This window comes from Pseudoalteromonas sp. MMG005, from assembly GCF_018101015.1.
Classification (GTDB): Bacteria; Pseudomonadota; Gammaproteobacteria; order Enterobacterales; family Alteromonadaceae; genus Pseudoalteromonas; species Pseudoalteromonas aurantia.
Genome location: NZ_JAGJEK010000008.1, coordinates 118,451 through 141,036 on the forward strand (window position 1 = coordinate 118,451; position 22,586 = coordinate 141,036).

Annotated in this window: 13 protein-coding genes; 4 read left to right on the forward strand and 9 right to left on the reverse strand. The window is 41.4% G+C overall.

All coding sequences use genetic code 11. The features are described 5' to 3' along the window. Positions 1-42: 42 nt before the first annotated feature. Positions 43-1,053 (reverse strand): low-specificity L-threonine aldolase, encoded by a 1,011-nt coding sequence (ltaE, locus tag J8M01_RS08085; RefSeq protein ID WP_348771885.1) that lies wholly within the window; start codon positions 1,051-1,053, stop codon positions 43-45. Between the two features lie 531 nt (positions 1,054-1,584). After that, a complete protein-coding gene (locus J8M01_RS08090) occupies positions 1,585-2,457 on the reverse strand; it encodes a hypothetical protein (RefSeq protein WP_211057657.1) in 873 nt (290 codons plus the stop codon). Between the two features lie 212 nt (positions 2,458-2,669). Between J8M01_RS08090 and J8M01_RS08095 the strand changes: the two genes are divergently transcribed. Then, positions 2,670-3,083, forward strand: a complete 414-nt coding sequence (locus J8M01_RS08095) for a VOC family protein (protein ID WP_210995211.1) — start codon at positions 2,670-2,672, stop codon at positions 3,081-3,083. A gap of 71 nt (positions 3,084-3,154) precedes the next feature. Here J8M01_RS08095 and J8M01_RS08100 read toward each other — a convergent pair whose 3' ends face one another. The 4 genes from J8M01_RS08100 to J8M01_RS08115 form a co-directional block, all read right to left on the reverse strand. Further along, complete coding sequence (locus J8M01_RS08100) at positions 3,155-3,826, reverse strand: type 1 glutamine amidotransferase domain-containing protein (RefSeq protein WP_210995210.1); 672 nt, start codon at positions 3,824-3,826, stop codon at positions 3,155-3,157. A 207-nt stretch (positions 3,827-4,033) separates the two neighbouring features. Beyond that, complete coding sequence (locus J8M01_RS08105) at positions 4,034-5,356, reverse strand: amidohydrolase family protein (protein ID WP_211057658.1); 1,323 nt, start codon at positions 5,354-5,356, stop codon at positions 4,034-4,036. Between the two features lie 189 nt (positions 5,357-5,545). Continuing rightward, positions 5,546-6,958, reverse strand: coding sequence for an alanine/glycine:cation symporter family protein (locus tag J8M01_RS08110; protein ID WP_210995208.1), 1,413 nt, complete (start codon positions 6,956-6,958; stop codon positions 5,546-5,548). 187 nt (positions 6,959-7,145) lie between these two features. Further along, positions 7,146-8,063: an arginine deiminase-related protein gene (locus J8M01_RS08115; protein WP_211057659.1), complete on the reverse strand. Its 918-nt coding sequence runs from the start codon at positions 8,061-8,063 to the stop codon at positions 7,146-7,148. Positions 8,064-8,332: 269 nt separating this feature from the next. Between J8M01_RS08115 and J8M01_RS08120 the strand changes: the two genes are divergently transcribed. Next, positions 8,333-8,764 carry an Lrp/AsnC family transcriptional regulator gene (locus J8M01_RS08120; protein ID WP_192509761.1) on the forward strand — a complete coding sequence of 144 codons (432 nt, stop codon included), beginning with the start codon at positions 8,333-8,335 and terminating at the stop codon, positions 8,762-8,764. Positions 8,765-8,826: 62 nt separating this feature from the next. Here J8M01_RS08120 and J8M01_RS08125 read toward each other — a convergent pair whose 3' ends face one another. From J8M01_RS08125 to J8M01_RS08135, 3 genes are all read right to left on the reverse strand, one after another. Further along, positions 8,827-9,306 (reverse strand): VOC family protein, encoded by a 480-nt coding sequence (locus J8M01_RS08125; RefSeq protein ID WP_210995206.1) that lies wholly within the window; start codon positions 9,304-9,306, stop codon positions 8,827-8,829. A 2-nt stretch (positions 9,307-9,308) separates the two neighbouring features. After that, positions 9,309-10,175 (reverse strand): DUF417 family protein, encoded by an 867-nt coding sequence (locus tag J8M01_RS08130; RefSeq protein ID WP_211057693.1) that lies wholly within the window; start codon positions 10,173-10,175, stop codon positions 9,309-9,311. Between the two features lie 108 nt (positions 10,176-10,283). After that, positions 10,284-10,940: a GNAT family N-acetyltransferase gene (locus J8M01_RS08135; protein WP_192509759.1), complete on the reverse strand. Its 657-nt coding sequence runs from the start codon at positions 10,938-10,940 to the stop codon at positions 10,284-10,286. Between the two features lie 286 nt (positions 10,941-11,226). On the opposite strand from J8M01_RS08135, the gene J8M01_RS08140 reads away from it, so the two are divergent. Continuing rightward, on the forward strand, positions 11,227-12,582 hold the full coding sequence (locus tag J8M01_RS08140) for a hypothetical protein (protein WP_211057660.1): 1,356 nt from the start codon (positions 11,227-11,229) through the stop codon (positions 12,580-12,582). 209 nt (positions 12,583-12,791) lie between these two features. After that, positions 12,792-22,253 carry an Ig-like domain-containing protein gene (locus J8M01_RS08145; protein ID WP_211057661.1) on the forward strand — a complete coding sequence of 3,154 codons (9,462 nt, stop codon included), beginning with the start codon at positions 12,792-12,794 and terminating at the stop codon, positions 22,251-22,253. Positions 22,254-22,586 lie beyond the last annotated feature (333 nt).

Consider the following 22,586-nt stretch of genomic DNA (forward strand, 5'->3'; position numbering starts at 1 on the left):
AACTCATATCGAATTAACACAACCCTGCGTATTATGTCTAAATCAAGTTAGATATTTTTTAAGATGTGTTATCAATGTATCAATATCTTCTCGTGTAATGTCCTTATGCGTAACAAGTCGCATGCCTATGTATGCTGAAGTTATCAAAATCCCTTGGTCAGCGAGCGACTGCGTTACAAAATTCATGTCAACGTGCGCTGCAACATCAACATAAACAATATTTGTTTCTACTTTATAAGCTTCAGTGCTTAAACCCGAAATACCATTAATTTCACGTGCCAAATACCCTGCATTATCGTGATCTTCAATCAACCGCTCAACGTTATTCATCAATGCAAACTGACCCGCAGCCGCCAAGATACCAGCCTGGCGCATACCGCCCCCAAGCATCTTTCTAATTCGTCGAGCTTTAGCAATAAATGTTTTATTACCCAATAACACGGACCCTATTGGTGCACCTAGTCCTTTTGATAAACACACGGTCATTGAATCAAAATGCTGACTAATTTCTTTAATATCAACTTTTAAAGCAGTCGCTGCATTGTACACTCGCGCCCCATCTAAATGTAGGATGAGCTGGTTTTGTTGACAAAACTCTTGTGCTTGTTTCAAATAATCAAGGCTTAAAACTTTACCGCCAATGGTATTTTCCAAACTCAACACCTTTGTTCGTGCAAAATGAAAATCGTCAGCCTTAATCGCGCTGGATAGCTTATTAAAACATAGGCTGCCATCCGCTTCATTTTCAATCGGTTGCGGCTGAATAGAGCCTAATACGGCGGCACCACCGGCCTCATATTTGTAATTGTGCGCATTTTGCCCACATAAATACTCATCACCTCGCTCACAATGAGCCATCAGTGCCAAAAGATTAGCTTGTGTACCAGAGCTAGAAAACAATGCAGCCTCAAAGCCGTGACGTTTAGCGGCGTATGCCTCTAACGCATTAACAGTAGGGTCATCTCCATAAACATCATCCCCCAGCTCTGCGTCAAACATGGCTTTTTTCATTGCTTTACATGGTCTTGTCACTGTATCTGAGCGAAAATCTATATTCACAATCATTCCCCGTATTTTTCCAAACGAGTTCTCAAAAAACTCAATCTATTAATATCTAATAATTCGTTATACTTTTCTTATGGGTTTTAACAGACTATTGGTGCAAAAGAGCCTTTTTCGAATGCCCGCTGATATCAAACCCTTTGATATATCATCCATATCGCGTTTTATACGTGAATATCAGTCACCGAATTCAGCTCTGACAATAGCTGTTTCTAACCAGTAACCCAACACAATATCCACTGCGCGAACCTATGCTTCGGCCAACTGTTTTGGCTTTGCTAGCGCTTGTTCACTCTGCGTAACCGGTTTATTAAGCCGCACTTAAATATCAAAAATTCACTCCGCAGTTACACACTCAGCCTTTCTAAAAGCCACAATACCCTCAACGATTGCGGACTTCCTCAATGATGTACTGCCCGCACCCGAGTCCGTGATTTCATTCTTCAATGTATGTTTAACATCAACGAATTACAAGTTGCTAGCTTCATACCAGCCATTCTTTTCCCGCTTTCAGCTGAAATTTTACACCGTATTTATCGCTTTTTTTGTATGCTGAACTACATAATAGGGAAGTAATATGACGAAACACTGCGAGGTAATGTAAACTGCCCAATTGATATATCTAACTTGTGGAAAAAAGCCCTCTCCCTGTGCACCATAAATCCAATATTGACCGATAATTGCATCTGCTAATGCCGCGAGCAATAAGCCACACACCACACACCATAAACCAGTCGACATGTTTTTTACACCGACTGAATAAATCATCATCATTGCACTGACCGCCACAGCTGTAATAACAATCGAATGTAAAGCCGTTAGCACCGAAATATATAAACCTGTTTCGGGTAAATACATAGACATAAAAGCGCTTCCACCTACCACGATTGCAACAATAGCCAATATGTACAATTTAAAATGATGGCCTATATGATATAAACCAGAATGGCTATGGATTACACTTTCTTGAGTTTTTTTTCTACTTAATGCTTCGAAATGATTTATCGCGGAAAAAACTGCCATTATTAACAATATGTACCCAGGTGCAAAAAACCACACAGAATCAGCAAGGTAATCGTGCTTAATGATTTCACCATGACGATAAAATTGCTCTCGAAGGTTAAAGTTAATCACATCTCCTACCATACATAAACTCAACGAGGCTAAGCTAAAGTTTGCAATTTTACGCAGTTTTTTACTATCCGACTGCAAATAAACCCAACGCCTTATCATCACACTTACAAACAGCAATAACATTAACGTCGTTATTTCAAAGCCAAATACTAAGTGTCGACCATCACCAACCACACTCCACTGACCAAATAAAGCACCGACTGTATCTATCATTGCAATACACCAAGCAACTATTAGTACTAAACCCACAAAAATCAGCATATCCCTACCTTATTTCACTTTTCACCGTCTACACACAAAATTAGTACTTTACCTTAAGTTAACTTGAGGTATTAAAGTAACCCTAAGCATTAAATCAACCCAAGGAAAAATCAATGAATAACATCAAGCGGCTAAACGACAATACATCGAGCTTTATGCAAAAGCTACAACACCTCATTGTTTCAACAATGAAAAATAAATAAGGACAACCCATGCATTTAGAACATATTAATTTAGTTGTCAGTGATTTACCTCGTGCTTTGGCGTTTTACCAAGCCGCCTTTCCACATTGGAGAGTCAGATGTTCTGGGTCTGGCGACTGGAACGGTCAACCCAGAAATTGGCTACATTTGGGTGACGATAATAATTACATTGCACTCAGCGACCATGGCGCCACTAAAGGACGAGACTTAAGCGGATATCAAGTGGGGTTAGCTCATTTTGCCTATGTCGTAAATAACTTAGATCACTTGGTAACACGGATGAATGCTGCTGGGTTTAATGTCGACTCAGGCAGCAATACTCACCCTTACAGAAAAAATGCCTACTTTATCGACCCTGATGGTTTTGAAATAGAGTTCGTCGAATATAGCAGTGATTTACCCAATGAACGAAATAGCGATTAACTGTTCAGTCGAATGCAAAAGCAGAAACAAGAGCCAGAGTACGGCTATTCTGGCTCATAATAACAAGCAGCTTACGATAAATACTTCACGAGCACTTCACCCACTGCATGCGCACTCGCTGGGTTTTGCCCCGTTATAACCCGCTTATCTTCAACAACAAATGACTGCCACGGCTGCTTTTTACTATACTGCACCGCATTACGTGCTAGCGCATCCTCGAGTAAAAATGGAATATCATCAATTGTGCCAAAATCCACTTCTTCTTCGCGCGTAAACCCTGTCACAGACACTGACGAAAGCAATGACTCTCCATTGCTCAAAGTAATAGGTAATAAGCCAGCTGGCCCATGACAAACCGAGGCTATTATTCCGCCACTTTCATAATGTTGGGCACTTATTGCAGCAACCGTTTTATCTTCAAATAAATCACTTAATAACCCAAACCCACCTGGGTAGAAAATAGCATCGTATGCGTTGATATCAATTTCACTTGCCGTCAATGTATTGTCAACTTTGCTATTAAACTGGTTATTATTTAAAATCTGCTGGTTTACTTCGTCACCATCTGGTTCGACACCATACAGAGGCGCACTCCCGCCCTTAATTGAGGCTATGTCATATTCAATACCTGCAGCCAATAACGCGCTCACAACATGAGTTAACTCTGGTGCGTATGTCCCATTAGCTTGTGCTGTACTACCAAGTGTTGCGTGGTTCGTGACAAATATCATTACTTTTTTCATTGTTTGTTCTCGTTAATCATTTAAATAGCGGCTTGCTAGCAAGTGTTGCGTGGTTCGTGACAAATATCATTACTTTTTTCATTGTTTGTTCTCGTTAATCATTTAAATAGCGGCTTGCTAGCAAGTGTAGACGAAAAAACAGTATCGATAATATAGGTTAAGCGCAAAGCACTTTTGCTATACAGCAACAATCGCTTTAATCAGGCACTATTCTTTATATACAATACCCGCCTTCATAACAAATGGCACTTGCTGTAATGCCCGAATATCGTGCTCGGGGTTTTTATTCAGAGCAATAATATCTGCATTCATTCCCGTATTTAAGCGACCTAAATTATGCTCTTGACCCAATAACTTTGCAGCCGACACGGTTGCACTCACCAGCACTTGCTTTTCAGACATACCATATGCAACCATGAGCTCAGCTTCTTTAGCATTAGTTCCGTGACGTGATACACCCGAGTCTGTACCAAAGGCAATATTAATTTTGTGTTTTAAAGCTTTCTGAAAAGCTTCTTTCATCACAGGTGCTACTTGCTTTACTTTATCAACAATGGCTGCAGGCATTTTCGGGTTACTTTTGGCTTCTTCGGTCACGGTCGCTCCAGCCAATAAAGTAGGCACTAAATAGGTACCATGTTGTTTAAACAACTCAATTGACGCTTTGTTGAGATAAGAGCCATGTTCAATGGAGTTAACGCCCGCCTTAATTGCGGCATTGATCCCCTCGGTACCATGCGCATGTGCTGTTACTTTGCGGCCTAAACTATGTGCCGTTGTCACAATCGCAGCAAGTTCATCATCTGTTAATTGCTGTTTAACACCTGCTGCTGTATTACTTAAGACTCCCCCCGTCGCTGTAACTTTAATAACATCAGCACCACTTTTTACAACCGAACGCACCGCCCGACGACAATCGTCCGCACCATTACATATACCTAATCCGCCAGTCACCAGTTGGTTGATGTCATGGCGGTAGCCATGTAAATCACCATGACCACCCGTAGCTGATATAAAATCCCCAGCAGCAAAAATTCTTGGACCAATTATTCGGTGATTATCTACCGCACGTTTTAATGCGAATATCACTTTATGCGGCCCACCTAAATCCCGTACCGATGTAAAACCCGCTTCCAGTGTATTCGACAAGTTAGGAATAGCACGAAGTGCTTGATCGGTCGCATATTCAGTGACCCACTGGTGTGGGTTTGCTGCTGGGTTGCGTTCAAAAGCCAGATGTACATGCATATCTATTAGTCCAGGCATGACATATTTGTCTTTTAAGTCATATACTTTTGCATTTGGCGCATTGAGTGACTGGGGCGTACGGTAACCATCGTATACAGCAGCAACTTTACCACTGTCGATCACCAGAGTTTGCTTCGAACGTGAAGGCTCTAATGGGTCAATAAGCGCTTGCCCAGCATAAATAATGGTGTCAACGTTCGCATTAACACAACTTGACACAATTAACACACTGACGGTGAGTAAGTGCTTAATAGTCTGTTTAGTTCTTTTTGTTTTTTTCATCAATAATCAACTGAAACGCTCGAAGAGTAACCATTTGATAACATAACTTGAAGAGCAATGACATAAAATATGCGACTATTTCACAAGCGTGCTCGTTAAAAGTAAAAGCATGCTGTATATATGCTCATTAAACTTCCAAGCTAAAATCTATAATCTGTCTTGTTTCAGATTCGATATCCACACTCCCTCTTACTCTTTTGACCAAACTCCTAGTTCACACTTTCCTTGCACGTTAACCTCAGCGTCACTGAATTTGGGCTCTTTTCCTTGCGCTCGCTGTTTATGATAATCCTTATTGACCGCAATCACGGTTGGGGTCAATTGAACAATGGCAAAAATATTCACTAACGTCATTAAGCCCAAAGCCATATCAGCTAAGCTCCACACTTCTTTTAACGTTGCGGTTGCGCCCCAGAGCATCATTAATAAATACAACGATGTATACAGCCCACGACCCACTCTATTATCTAACTTAAACAGGTGTAAGTTACTTTCTGCGTAAGCAAAATTAGCCACAACAGACGTAAATGCAAATAATGTAATGGCTGCGGCAACAAAATACACGCCACCTGTAGCAAGGTGTGCGGTCATGGCGCTTTGTGTCAAACGGATCCCTTCCATTTCTCCACTGATGTTAATATCGGCCAATAAAATGATCACCGCTGTACAACTACACAACACAATAGTATCTAAAAAAACCCCTAACATTTGAATATAGCCTTGGGTTACAGGGTGATTCGGCACTGGACTAGCGCTACCAGATGCATGGGGAACACTGCCTGCTCCGGCTTCGTTTGAATATAACCCTCTCTGTATGCCATTTTTTATCGCAGCGCCCATTGCGCCTGCACCAGCCTCTTGTAAGCCGAACGCCGAGAGTATTATCTCTTTGAGCATCGCAGGCACGTCGCTGATATTCACCGCGGTAATAATCACAGCCATAGAAACGAATAGAATGCCCATAATTGGTACTACTCGCTCGGCAAACCTTGCGATTGCTTTCAGCCCGCCAAGAATAATAGATCCAGCCAGTATGGTGATCACTATACCTGAATATAGTTCGGGTATATCAAATGCGAAACGCAGCGCATCCGTAATTGTATTCGTCTGCATCGCACTAAAACTAAAGCCATAACCTAAAAATAAACACACAGCAAAGCTCACGGCTAACCAGCGCTTGTTCAACCCCAGTTGAATATAATAAGCAGGTCCCCCTCTAAACTCACCTTGACTATCTCTGACCTTATACACTTGCCCGAGTACGCTTTCCGCAAACCCAGTGGCCATACCCAGTATCGCAATCACCCACATCCAAAAAATGGCACCACTGCCACCCAATGATATTGCAACGGCAACCCCAGCTAAATTACCAGTGCCAACCCGAGCTGAAAGCCCTGTACAAAGCGCTTGAAATGAACTTATACCTTCTTTTTCAGCCTTATTACTGCCTCGTAGCAAAGAAAACATATGACGAAACTGGCGAATTTGTATCACGTTTAGTTTGTATGAAAACCATACACCGGCAAAGAGTAAGACATAAATCAATACTTGACCGTGTCCCCACAAAACACCATTCACTGTACCTACAAATTGTTCAAACATAATGCCCTCTTTGTTAACGCTATTTCATACGTGTTATAATAGTTATCCCAAGGTTCTGCATTTCTGAATTAAAGTTCTATCTTCACCTTATTATTGTTATATCACATGCGCTCATACTCAGGTCAAATTGCAATATACATGCAACACTTAACAATGAGAGAGCGGCTAACAAAATTTTACATCCACCTTAATTAAATTTCTTACTTGGTAAATGCACACCAGCAACCATACACCTAACAGAGCCACCTGCAGATTCTACCGTTGAGATATCAAATGGTAATAATTCCACAAACTCTTCAAGTACTTCGATTTGTTCTAAGCTCAATGCTGAAAATGCCGTTTGTGATAATGCTAATATCTTATTGTTTCGCCCTTGTAGCTCTATGGCGTTTCCACAGAACTGATTGACTTGCGTATTACTTAATTTAATCACTTTTAAGTTATTATTACGAAAATGCGCGAGTAGCCTTGGTTGCTGGTGCTTTGGTACCATATCTAGTCCAACCATCACGAATTGATCCGCAACACACATCACCACATTAGTATGATAAACGGGTACTTTATTTACGTCATATGCATTAAAAATGACAGGCTCAACCGCTAACTCCGTACATACCTGTTCAACGAGTTCTCGGTTACTTCTTTTTGATTCAACCACATAAGCAGCACTATTATTATGATCTAGTACCATCGAACCCGTGCCTTCTAAAAACACCTCTCGGTTGACTCTATTACTATAGTCAATCGTTTGCTTTACTTCATAGTGTTCTGAGAGGTAATCTAAAACATCTTGACGGATCTCTAAGCGGCGGTTTTCTGCATACATAGGATACACAACCACTGAACCATTACTATGGGTCGAAAACCAATTATTAGGGAACACTGAGTCTGGTGTTTTATCCGATTCGTCTTCAAACAAATGTACCATCACGCCCGCAGCCATTAACTGTTCAGCAACACGTGTAACCTCAAGATAGGCTTGTTTAGCCACATCACGACCCTTTGTACATATTTGGAAAGTATTATCCATCATGGTTTGAGGGTTTGACGTAAAATGATGAGGTCTCATCATCACTACTGCATTCGGTGCATGTACTTTATTCATATTAAAACTCCTGTTCCGACCAAATCGTTAACTTTCGTATACTGATGCAGAACACCATTATTAACTCTTTGAAACTTAAGCTGCCTTATCACACTTTCAGACAATGCAGTGACTCTTCGTCACGCTAGAGTGATTATCTTAGCGTGATCAATTGCTATAAGAAATGGCAATAAAATGCACAAATAATAATATTTTTATACAAATTGCTAGATATAAATACAAAAAGTGCTAATTTGATCACCTACTCACATAAAATATAGCGACGAATCATGACGCCATATATTTACGACTCTCTTGATAAACAATTGATCATTGCCTTAAGAAATAATGGCAGAGCAAGCATATCTGAGCTGGCAAGCCAGCTAAAAGTGTCGAGGGGCACTATACAAAATCGCTTAGATAGACTAATTGGCAGTGGTGCGATTTTAGGCTTTACGATTCGCATGCATGAACAACTTGAAACAGATTCAATTAAAGCCATTATGATGATAGAAGTCGTAGGCAAGTCTACGAGCCAGGTTGTTCAGCAACTTAAAGGGATCCCCGCACTTGTTAAAATACATACAACGAACGGGGCTTGGGATCTGATTGCTGAAATGAATACACCTAACCTAACAGAATTCGATAGAATACTGCGGCAAGTACGGGAGTTGGAAGGAGTATTAAATAGTGAAACAAGCATAATGCTTACAAGTATGTAGTAACCATTATGCATATTCAATAATAAAGATAACCGTGCATATGTCGCAGCGCTAATAAAGCGTTATTTGCCACTACGAACAATAAACTCAAGCCTATTTCCACTGGGTTCACGGATCATCATATGTTGGGTTGGCCCTTTACCTAAAAGCTCTGGCGCAAATTCTATTTTCATATTTTTTAATGTTTTAAAACGTTCATGTAACGCATTTAATTGGGCAACTGAGCCTACATTAAATGCTAGATGATGTAGCCCTACATTATTTTTGCGGTTAAACGGTTGCATTGATAAAGGTGCTACTACCTGCCAAAGTGTAACCATAACATGCTCATTAGATAAAAAATAAGCGGGGTAAGTTGTGTCATGTCCATTGACCTTAAAACCTAACTGGTCGACAAAAAACGCTTTAGACAGCTCAAGGTCAGATACCGTTAACCCTACATGATTAACGCCGCCAATCGCTATCGGATCACTCTTTGCAAATACTGCTCCGGTAAAAAAATTTAAACCGATCAATACTATCAATATTAAGTTTGTCTTCATTGTTACGCCTCAACTTGCTGTGGCACAAATATCGATTTATCCAAGCTGATACTGTATTGTGTGATAACAGCAAGGTTGCCAATAAACCATAAATCCTTAATCACAAATTGCCCTAAACCGCTTAAAAGTGTTGCAGAACTGAACGCACCTTCTGCCGTTAATAAGAAGGTTTGCGTCATAACAAACACCGCACCGGCCCCAACCACCGCTATAAATACAACTCGAGGGGCTTTCATCCAGATCGCAAAACCCAAAACAGTGGCAAACAACACATCATAAGCCCCTATTGCATTTGACGCACCTTGCACAGTAAATATGGCATATAACCAAGACATAAAGGGTGATGTTTCAACCAATGAAACAATGCCATTTGCTTCAAATTCAAAAAACTTCATCGCTCCTATCCAGTACAAAACTAACGCGACAGGTAAAAAATTCAACAATGCATGTTGACGAAGACTCATTGCATCATATTTGCATAGGTACACAGCAAGCGGGAGCAACGCCGCATATTTTATTATTCCCTGGCCAGAACCAATAATAGGAAAGCCACCAAGGCTCGCTATCCAGCGTGTTTCGCTAAATAGTGTGAACAAAGGGACTAACGCAAGAATAGCAACAATGGTGAGCAATACACTGCGTAAAACGGGCTCTCTCGCAGCAAAAATAACTAATAGTGCACCGACTAGAAACACAATTCCGGTCAAAATGCTTAACAATGGCGTATCAACCCACTCAGTCAACAAATAAAAGTTAAATGTATGTGTAATGGCATTCGCATTGCTACCCAAAAAGAATGAAAACCCCAATAGGGTAAAGCTAATTAATAATGTAATACGCACTATATTACTGGTTTGATTGTTCGTCATCATCGACCTCGGCATCTAATTAATAACCAAAAGACCGAGATTGTGATAATTACTATTCAATAGTTATTAATTTAGTCTCAAATTAATACTTAAAATGTCATTTGACGATTAACCTACCACACTCATTAGCAGTGTAGCAGCAGGAAATAAACCTTTACTACTCCCCATATTAGTCATAGATTTAATCCAAAACATCAATGGCTTGGCAGTTTCTTGTTCATCACCATGCTCTCGCCAATCCATAATACAAATATGATTTGCCAGTGGTTTATAACCAAAGTGCTGCCACATGCCATCTAGTGGTTGATATGAATGAGGTCTTTTCAAATGATTTGCTTCACGTACAACAGTCGCTAGCGCAATATAATTGTAAGAACACAATTGGCTAACAAACTGCTCTGCCAATTTAAACATTGTCGTTGCATAACCATTGCCACGATAACGTGGATACATTAAAACCTCGCTAAAATAGAATGTCGAGGCCAATGGGTACATGCTATTAACAAACGGACGTCGCACAGCCGGTTGTTCATGGGCCAAAGGTAATCCTGTTAATCCTCCAACAATTTTTCCTTGGTCTTTCATTACCACCATAAAACTTTGCTTGGTATTCGCAAATTTACGAAGGTACTCAACTTCATAACTTACACATCCGCCATATAAGTATGGATATTCAGCAAAAATGTCGATCCTGAGCCGCGCAATTTCATCAATTGCATTCGTAATCTCATCGCCTGTTAATATGTCGAATGTATGCTGTGTCATAGCCTGTTACTCTGATGATTTTTCTCTATCATAAAATGTAAATGTGGAATAACTATGGACTAAAACAGGCGAATGAAGTTTGCGCGTGACCTTTTGATAAGTCACGAGTGTTTAGTGAAATAAATAAACACATTTATGAACTTTTTCATTTTTATTCCTCATATACTGCCTTAATCAGTTTCTATTAATTCATATAAAACAAAAATTTATACTATTGAATTAAGCAAAACATTTGCGGTACAATCTGTACCGTTATTATGGAATTTAATTTTTCAAAGGATATGAGATGAAACGACTCACACTCGTGTGTGCGGTAAGTACTGCCTGTTTATTAACTGCCTGTGGCGACTCGTCAAAGAGTAATATCAATGATACTAACTCGTCTACTAATACAACAATACCTGTAAACGCGGCCCCATCACCAACCCCGGTTTCTAAATACGGCATCAGTTTTAATACAGTAATTGAAAATGACTGTGGCGTTGCGCCTATTGCAAGTAGCTTAGTTTTTCATAACGAGCAAGGTCAAGCCATTGAAACACCAGTGATAAAACCAGACGGTCTGTTTCAATATAGTAGACCTGCTGATACCCATTATATTTCTATCATTGCAACGCAAACTGATAGCAATAATGAAAAGCAAACTGAAATCATCACCATCAATAATGTGGACGATATCGCGAGTGACTTAGCATTGGGCACAGTGACCTTTAAAGGGTATCAAAGCTGTGACTGTGACGCTGTGAATTTTGATGTTAGTGAATTAGCCGTAACCAATTCAGACTACACATTAACTGGGTTTTCTGACAATATCATTTTAGCAAATAGTCCAGCGGAATTAACACTTTGTGCAAACTCACTACAAGAGAAACTCCTATTTATTAAAAATGCTAATACAGGTGATGTACGTGGCGGGATGTTTTCACTCACTGACGGTAATCACATTGTACAAAGCGATGCTGACTTCACCTCAACAGGCGTCGTAGTCAATACGACACAACACACACAAGCCAACGAATACGTTTTAATATCAACCAACCCTGCCGATCTTGTTACGCGAGAGCAATCTAGATACGCACGATTCTCCGATACACCACTGTATATTTTCCCGGATATTGTTAAACAAAATTACATCACCTCATATTTAGAGCAAACCTCATCTCAAGCGGGCATATCCGTGACGATTGCATCATTTGTCACCAATACAATTGATGATACTGGCACCTATAACACACTTTCCCACATTCAAGGCTCTTATGAGCTGGCCGCAGCATTTGCTGAATTTGGTAACTCATTTAATGACGCCTCACAATCTGTAACATATGACTTTGGTAATGCTGATCAAAGAATAAATGAAGTCACGGTTACCCTGAGGTGGCAAGACCAATTTAATGGTAATGTCAGCTGGGCAGTCAGGGGCAAGACGCAAGCAAACATTGCTGCCGATTTATCATTTGGTAACTACCTCAATGAAAGTACCGCACAACTCAGTAACCCGTCACTGAGCGTGACACTCGCCGCTCACCAATTTAACGGTGATTTTGCCACACTACAAAGGCTAAGAACCGAACCGCTATCAAGCAATGAAATAAGAGACTTGCTCGCACAGTCAGCCTTTTTAAACATTACAGCAAGCCAATGACTCATTTGCGTGGTTAAACACCCCCGACTTTGAAAAAGTATTTTAGGCACACTGACTTATTCGACATAAGCCATTGTGTCTTCTTTCATACAAATAATTATAAAAACAGTGTACTAGGTTACGTACCCTGCACTAACAAGCTTTGATTTAACACCATGGAGTACTGATTTAATCACCCAGTACGCATTGAAGTAATAGAAAGGACTATTATGACTATAAAACGATGGGAGTGGTTAGCTGCTCTATTTGCTCGACCTTACGCATTTACTTATGCGAAGACAAAAAATAAAGTTAATACCACTATACCGACTTTACTGGCTGCTCTGTGCGTGCTTTTTTTTACTCAATCAGCAAAAGCGATAGAATGCCACAATGTATATGTAGAGGGGTTTCAACTCCGATGCGCAAACTACTCAATGGTTAACAATAACCTTTTTAGTGTGACATACCATCAAGCAGACTCCTCTTCTAACACAGCTCAATTAGTCTATGTTAGTAACCCAGGTTACATCGTTGAGGAAGTCCCTCAGTACGTTACCAAAGGTGAGACGTATACCCTTACTAATAACTTATCCACCCAATCTCCAAAACAAACCATTACAATTACGTGGAGGGAAGGGAGCACAAATGGCTTTGACGTACCTATTTTAAGTCATAATCCAAATACCGACGCCGAGTTCCATTTAAGTAGTAAACAATTACATATAAATGATTATCAAGGCCTCGACGTTATCAGTGAGGCTCCATATCATAGTATAAGGCTCGAAGACAACGCATACGATAATCACCTATTTAAATTAGAGTATGGCTCACGTATCCGATTCAATGATCAACCAAATATCACACTTGGAGAGTATAAAATTAGTGTGACATTTGAGAATCTCAATGAGCCTTCTCTTAATGTAACAAAACAATTTACCATTGAAGTAGTTGATCATGTGACACTCTCTGGTCGACCCAAGAGCAGCGTTTATCAAAACCAAACATATAGTTTTAGCCCGACAATTAGTCACTCAGATCACCTTGACCCAAACGAGTACAGTTTTCATATTGAAAACAAACCCACCTGGGCCACATTCGATACCAGACTGGGGATGTTACAAGGTACTCCGACAGAAGATGATCTCGGTGCTACTGAAGAGATCCATATTTATGTTACCGATGGTAAAGCGCGTTATTTGGTCGAGCCTTTTACAATCACTGTGCTCCCATTTAATTACTCGCAAAAAGTCAATTACTTACACTATAATAGCCTTTATACTGGCAGGGAGTTTTCGCTATTTCCACATCATATCGAAAATACAGACAACGACCCTTTAACATATCAGTTATTAAAAGCGCCACAATGGATGGAAGTTAACCCTGCCTCTGGCGAACTGTTTGGTATTCCTGAAGCGAATAGCGATATAGACCTACTTGAAACAGAAACGATTGACGTGACTATTGCGGTGTCTGACGGTGAAAATACCTACCAAACATCTCACACACTCTATATTACCAAACTAGACGATGCAGAACTCATACTGCCGTTAACAGGCAACCTCTCTTATTCATCAAGCACGTACAACTTTGATATCGATGAAAGCCAGGGGTTATTAAGTCATTTTAACATCAGTAATGAGCTAAAAGATCGACTTTCAGTCACAGTTATCAATGCTGACCTCCTCTGTCAGAACCATGGTCTTCTCGTAGGAAGTAATGGCGTAATTATTTTGAATAACTACTCTAACAACACATTCACGTGTCAATTTCAGTTTATCATTCAGGACTTTAATCAGGCATCAAAAGTACATACCGCGAATCTTACTTTTACTCCTGGTTCAGTGCCACCGCTCATCAACTGGGATAGCGTATTTATAGAGGAAGACCAAACAACGACCATAGATGTCCTTGCCAATGACGTTATAGGTGATAAATCTTCGGCGAAAAGTACATTAAAAATAACTTCGGCACCTCAGCTAGGTGATGCAGAGGTGATTGATGGCCAGATTAAATATACTCCACACCCAAATATGTTTGGCCAAGACACCTTAAGCTATAGTTTTGATAGCCCATTTCATGGTGTCACTGGTCCAGTAACTATTGATATTAATTTCAATAACGACGTACCGACAGTGACGCCCCATACAGCTCAATTAATTGAAGATGACGTATCACAGTCAATTTCATTACGCGCTTTAGCTTCTGACATAGAAGACGGCGTACCCGCAGGTGCTATTAGTATTATCAGTTCGCCAACAAAAGGCGCTATGAGCTTTAACTTACAAGATGAGTCTATTGTTTATACGCCAAGAGCAAATGAAACCGGTATTGATACACTTTCATTCACAGTAACAGATAACTTTGGTGCCGTATCTGAGCCTGGTATTATCACATTTGATATCGAGGCCGTTAATGATACACCCATCGCCCAAAGCGATACGTTAAACACACTTGAAGATACGGTTAAAGAACTCAATATTTTAGAAAACGACTCTGATATTGAAGATGAAACGTTTACCGCCGAAAACATCACCCTTGAAGATCAAGGCCAAGGTGCTGGCATCTATCCGCTTGCGAATGTAACCGTCACTCCTGCGGGCAACCTCTTGGTTAACCCAACACCTAATGCAAGTGGCACGTTTTCATTTACCTATATGGTCACTGATAGTGGTGGTAATACCTCACAACCCGCCACCGTCAATGTACTCATTGAGGCAGTAAATGACGTACCAAGCGCAGACTCTAAAAAAGTCGAGGCTATTGAAGAGCAGCCAATAGCCATAACGTTAACAGCAAGCGACATCGAGCAATCTCCTTTAACGTACAAAATTATTTCTGTGCCAAAAAGTGGTAACCTGACAATTATTAATGATGTGGTAACTTATACGGGCAACCTAAACTTTTCTGGTGCTGATAGCTTTACCTACGCGGCATTTGACCAAACTTCATGGTCAACACCAGCCACCGTTAATATCAACGTTGCCAATGTTCAAGATTTACCATTAATCTCTGGCTCACCAGCAACCAATGTTAAACAAGGTCAACTGTATGACTTTACGCCTACAGCCAGCGATGTTGATAACGATGCCTTAAGCTTCACGATTAATAACATGCCTTCTTGGCTAAGCTTTAATGCCTCAACAGGTCAGCTAGTAGGAACACCGAGCAATGATGATGTCAATACATACACAAATATTGCAATTAAGGTGTTTGACGGCACTGGATATACTGCGCTAACTCCATTTTCAATAGAAGTTATTAACGTTAATGATGCTCCTACATTAACAGGTACGCCAGCCGCTTCAATCAATGAAGATGCGCTATATAGCTTCACACCGTCACTTACTGATGTAGATTTGGATGACTCACACACTTTTTCTATTGAAAATGCACCAATGTGGGCAACCTTTAATACCACATCAGGCGTGCTTAGCGGCACACCAACAAACAAGCATGTTGGTAGCACTGACAATGTTATCATTAGCGTGACAGATAAAGCCGGTGAAAAAGCAACATTACCCGCCTTTAATATTACAGTGAAAAACGTCAACGATGCGCCACAATTAACCGGTACGCCGTCATCAAGTGTAGCGCAAGACAGTACGTATACTTTTACACCAACACTCACCGATGTTGATAAAAGTGACTCACACACGTTTGCTATTCAAAACAGACCTGAATGGGCGACCTTTAATACTGAGTCAGGCACATTAACTGGCACCCCTCTCAATAAACACGTTGGTGGCACTGAAAATATTACCATTAGTGTGACAGATAAAGCAGGTGAAAAAGCAACATTACCCGCCTTTGATATTACAGTGGAAAACATCAATGATGCGCCACAATTAACCGGTGTGCCGTCATCGAATGTGGCACAAGACAGCGTATATACTTTCACACCAACGCTCGTTGATGTTGATAAAAGTGACTCACATACGTTTGCTATTTTAAATAAACCCGAATGGGCGAGCTTTAATTCTGAGTCAGGTACATTAACGGGTACCCCACTCAATAAACACGTTGGTAGCACTGACAATATTATCATTAGCGTGACAGATAAAGCCGGTGAAAAAGCGACTTTACCCACCTTTAGTATTACAGTATCAAACACCAATGATGCACCACAGTTAACAGGTACGCCGCCATCAAGTGTAGCGCAAGACAGTGCGTATACTTTTACACCCGCACTTAGCGATATTGATGTTGATGACTCACATACTTTTGCTATTCAAAACAGACCTGAATGGGCGACCTTTAATACTGAGTCAGGCACATTAAATGGCACGCCGCTTAATGAACATGTTGGTAGATCTGATAATATTATTATCAGTGTGGCTGACAAAGGAGGGGCAACAGCAACACTGCCTGCTTTTGCTATTGAAGTAACTAATATCAACGATGCGCCAGCCCTTACTGGTGCTCCTTTACTCGAAGTCGAGCAAAACAATATATATAACTTCGAACCGACATTAACAGACCCAGACCTTGAAGACATACACACTTTTTCAATAGAAAATAAACCAACTTGGATCACCTTTGATGAAATCTCTGGCGCGCTGACGGGAATACCTGTCGATAACGATGTAGGAACTTTCGAAAACATCATCATCAGTGTCAAAGATAATGTAGCAGGTAGCCTATCAGTGAGCTTGGCACCGTTTAGTATTACAGTCATTAACAGCCCTGACATTCCCTCAGCTGAACCTTTTCAATTTACGTTGAATGAAGGCGAAGCACTGACCATTGGGAAAGTAAACGGTTTGCTTAGTACTGCCACTGATGTGGATTTAGACTCTGGCGATACACTTATTGCAATATTAAGAGAGTCTGTAAAATACGGTACGCTTACTCTCAATGAAAGCGGTGCATTTATCTATGAACATGATGGGTCTGAAACACTCGAAGATACATTTACATATCGAGTGAAAGACAGTACAAATCTTGTATCAACAACTCAAACCGTGACACTCACGATTAACCCTATTGATGATGCGCCAATAGCTAAAAATGATGAAGCGAGCACACAAGAAGATACGCCCGTTACCTTCTCTCTCATTGACAATGATACTGATGCAGAACAAAAGCTTGTCGCGGCTTCTGCCAGGCTTGTGACAGAGCCTAAATTTGGCTCAGTGTCTATCATCAATGGTAGTGCCACCTACACACCAAATAAACACGCTAATGGGCCTGATTCATTTACTTACACCGTGTCTGATTCCACCCCACTAACCTCTGAACCTGCAACGGTCAATATTGCAGTTGCCGCCGTAAACGATGCGCCAAAAGCAGTCAACATCTCTAAAATGACGGATGAAGATACAGACTTAGTCATCTCGATAGACGATATTCGCACCCAAGCAAGCGACATCGAAGACACTAATCCAACAGGTGACGTTAAGCTTACCTCTGAGCCGACACATGGTGCAGTGACTCTGAACCAAGCTGATGGCACATTAACTTACATACCTAATCTCAATGTGGTAGCGACCGACACCTTTAAGTACACCATTGCCGACAGCAACGAAGAAGTGTCTAACGAAGCGACAATTAGCATCAATATTGGCGCAATTAATGACAGACCCGTTGTTGAAAATGACAGTGCACAAACCGATGAGGATACCCCATTAACATTAGACATATTACATAATGACTCTGATGTTGAAGACCAAGGTTTTAACGGGGCAAACATTACCCTGGAGGACCAAGGCAAAGGGGAAGGCGTGTTTGACCTTGCTAGTGTTACCGTGAATGCCGATGGGCAGCTACATATAGCACCCGCTAAAGATGCCGTTGGAGAACTGACCTTTACCTATGTGCTAACAGATAGTGAAGCATTGGCATCAGTACCAGCTACTGTGAAAGTGACCATTAAACCAGTTAATGACGCACCAGTGGCTGAAAACAACACTGCAACCGTTCAAGAAGATGGGTCATTTGAAATTAACATTTTAGGTAATGATACTGACGTAGATGCGAATGATAAGTTAGATGTAGCAAGTGTAACTTTAACTGATGCAGCCAGTTCTGGTACAGTGGTTATATCAGCTACTGGCACCGCGACCTACACACCTAATGAAAACTTCTCAGGTTCTGATAGCTTTACCTATACAATCAAAGACATTGCTGGTGCTATTTCAAATAAAGCAGAAGTCTTGGTAACAGTTGAAGCGGTAAATGATGCACCAGTAGCAACACCAAGTGCGATGACTGTTGTCGAAGACGGTAGTATCGACATTACACTAACAGGAACAGACATTGAAAAGTCTGCGCTAACTTACAAAATTAGCACTACACCTAGTAACGGGGTACTCACACCAGTAAGCGGTGCAGTGTGGTCATATACGCCAACAGCAAACTTTAATGGCACTGACAGCATTGCATTTATCGCCAATGACGGGGAGCTAGACTCTGCGCCGGCACAAATAGCAATCACGATCACAGCGATAAACGATGCACCCAACGCGCAAAATGTATCAGCAACTACGGATGAAGAAACCCCAATTTCGATAACACTCAATGGCAGTGATATTGATGGTGACAACCTTAGCTTTATTATTATCAATCAACCAAGCAATGGCTCTGCGACACTGTCTGGTGGGCAAGTAAACTACATTCCAAATGATGATTTTACTGGTACTGATAGTTTTAATTACCAAGCAAATGATGGTTCGCTCACATCTAACAGTGCTGTTGCCAATATTCAGATAAATAACGTGAATGATGCGCCAAACATTACAGGCACACCTGCGACCACAGTTCGTCAAGGTAATACCTATACCTTTACACCAAGTGCAACTGATATTGATAGTACACAGCTGAGCTACATCATAGTCAATAAGCCGATATGGGCTAATTTTGATAGTACAACGGGTACTTTATCAGGCACCCCTGCTCGCGGTGATGTCGGTACTAGTAACAACATTTCTATCACAGTCAGTGACCAAGAACTCACCGCTTCTTTGCCAGCCTTTGCCATTGAGGTGAGTTTTACCAATACACCACCACGCGCACAAGCACAAACCATATCGGTACAGGAAGATGGTACAACGAGCTTTATACCTGCTATCAACGATATCGACGGTGATGCGTTAAATGTAGAAATTGTTACTCAACCAAATGCTGGCACTGCGTCTGTACAAGGGAATACCCTCACATATACACCGAATGCCAACTACAATGGAGAAGATACACTCACCTATATTGTTGATGATGGCACCGACAAATCATCAGAAGCGCGTATTGCTATTAATGTTGTTTCTGTGAACGATATGCCACAAGCAAACCCTGACACATTCACATTTGACGGCAACGATGCCAATCGCTACGTACTTGATGTGTTAAGTAACGATACTGACCTCGATGAGCAGCCACTCACTATCGTTGGTGCACAGACATCGATCGGCAGTGTTGTGGTTGAAAACAATCAATTGGTATATCAAGCACCAACCCAAGCTTCAACCACTGTGACTATTCACTATGTGATTGTGGACCCTGAGCAAGCACGTAGTGCATCAAGTGCAACGTTAAACATTACCTCACAGCAAACGGGCTTACCTGTAATTGCCGCCCCAGCTGATATTTCAGTGGATGCAACGGGCTTATTCACTAAGGTAGAACTGGGTATCGCCACCGCGACCGATAGTCAAGGCAATACACTTGCAGTGTCATTGGTCACTAATAAGCGCATATTTACCCCAGGTAAACACCTTGTTTATTGGCAAACCCAAGATAGCAAAGCACGCATGGCTATGGCATCTCATACCGTCACGGTAAACCCAATTGTATCTATTGATCAGGGTTTTACCGTCAGTGAAGGCAGCAGTAATACCATAAGTGTTCAGCTAAATGGTGATGCCCCTAGCTACCCAGTCACCATACCGTATACAGTCTCAGGCTCTGCGTCTGCCGCAGATCACACCTTAGAAAATGGTGAAATCGTTATTGCTTCTGGCCGTTCCGGCTTAATCACATTCGATGTTATTCAGGACGATCTGCAAGAAAAAGGCGAAGCAATTCTTATTACGTTAGGTAATGAAGTGAATGCAAATTCATCAAGTAATACAGCCACTATATCTATCGAAGAAGGAAATATCGCCCCGCAAATCACCACAACAATCTCGCAACAAGGCGAAAACCGTACCCTCGTCGCAGCTGATCAGGGTGAAGTCTCACTCTTAGCAACTGTGTCTGATGCTAATGCCGATGATGTATTACAAGTATCATGGGCAAGTACAGACCCTCGCCTTCACAATACCAGTGGGACAGATAAAGAGTTTACCTTCTCGCCAGAAAAGCTACCTGCGGGTAATTATACTATTACTGCAAGCGTGACAGATAACGCAACGCCAGCACTGACAACTTCTCAAGATGTATATTTTGAAATCATTGCACAACTGGCTACGCTCACATCGCAAGACAGCGATGGTGATATGATCCCAGATAACGAAGAAGGCTATGCCGATTCTGATGGCGACGGGATCCCTGATTATCTAGATGCGATTTCACAACTGAATGTGTTACAAGGCAGTGCTGGTAATTCAACTGCCCATTTGATTGAAGCTCAACCTGGTACATCTTTGCGTAAAGGCACATCTGTTGCGCAAAATAGTTCCGGTGGCGCGCAACTATTAAGCTCAGAATTACCCAGTGACGATACGGCACAAAATGTAGGTGGTTTATATGACTTTATTGCCTCTGGCCTAATGAATGCTGGTGATGTATTTACCATTGTGCTGCCTCAATATGAGCAGGTGCCTTTAAATGCTATCTATCGCAAATACAAAAATGGCGAATGGGTCAACTTCACGCTCGGTGACGGAAACACGGTGATGTCAGCTCAAGGCGAATCAGGCTATTGTCCTGCAGCAAGCAGTAGCCAATGGCATGAAGGACTTAACCCTGGTCACTGGTGTATTAAACTACAAATTGTCGATGGTGGTCCTAACGATGATGATGGCCTCGCGAATAAATCAGTGGTTGATCCAAGCGGTATGGCTATCGTACTCAATGGCAATTCATTGCCCGTTACCACCGAAGACACCTTCACAGTCACTGCAGGTAAGCGCACTCAGCTAGATGTACTCAGCAATGATAGCGATGCTGATGGTGATGTATTGTCTATTGTTAATGTCACTAGCGATATTGGTACGGTTGAGCTCAATGGCAACGACATATACTTTACGCCACCCAATAACTTTGCAGGGCTTGCACAACTAACGTACATGATTGGAGACACGCAAGGAGGGTCTGCAACCGGTCATGCCAGTATCACCATCGTGATGAACAGTGCACCGATAGCAACGCGAGACACAGCGAGCACCAAAGACAATCAAACACTGGAAATTGATGTACTCGCCAATGACCATGATGTTGACGGAGATACTCTAACAGTCACAGCGGCAAGTGTTGATGAAGGCTCTGTGCGTATTACGTCAGGTAATACACTGAGTTTTGTGCCTACCAAAGGTTTTGCGGGAAATGCCACTATCTTATATACAATTTCTGATAACGCCGGTGCCACAGCCAACGGGGAGGTTATTGTGACCGTCACACTCAGCCCCACTGAAACACCGACAAAACCAACACCCGATACACTGCCTGAGAAGGTAAAAAAGTCATCAGGCTCATTTAACCTATTATTACTCATATTACTGAGCCTAATTATGAGGCGCAATAAACACCTCTTTTAATACATACACATCTTATAGATGCGTTAAAAGCCAGCTCAATTGCTGGCTTTTTTATCACTTATCAGCACAGCGATTCGTTAACCTCTAAATGTTCTCAATTCATGAACAACCAGAAACGCACGGAGTCTGTTACGTTAATTTACGAGCTGTGTCAGTAAAAAAGTTACACAATCCCGCCAACACAATTGTATTGAGTAATGTGATGTACGTTTATGGTTAACGTTGAATCGCGAATAACATGCGATTAAATACAATACGGAGGCTGAGAAAAGTGACGTGAGCAGTTTTATGTGTAAGGGCAACAGAAACGCGAATAGGTAAACGAGCGAGGGA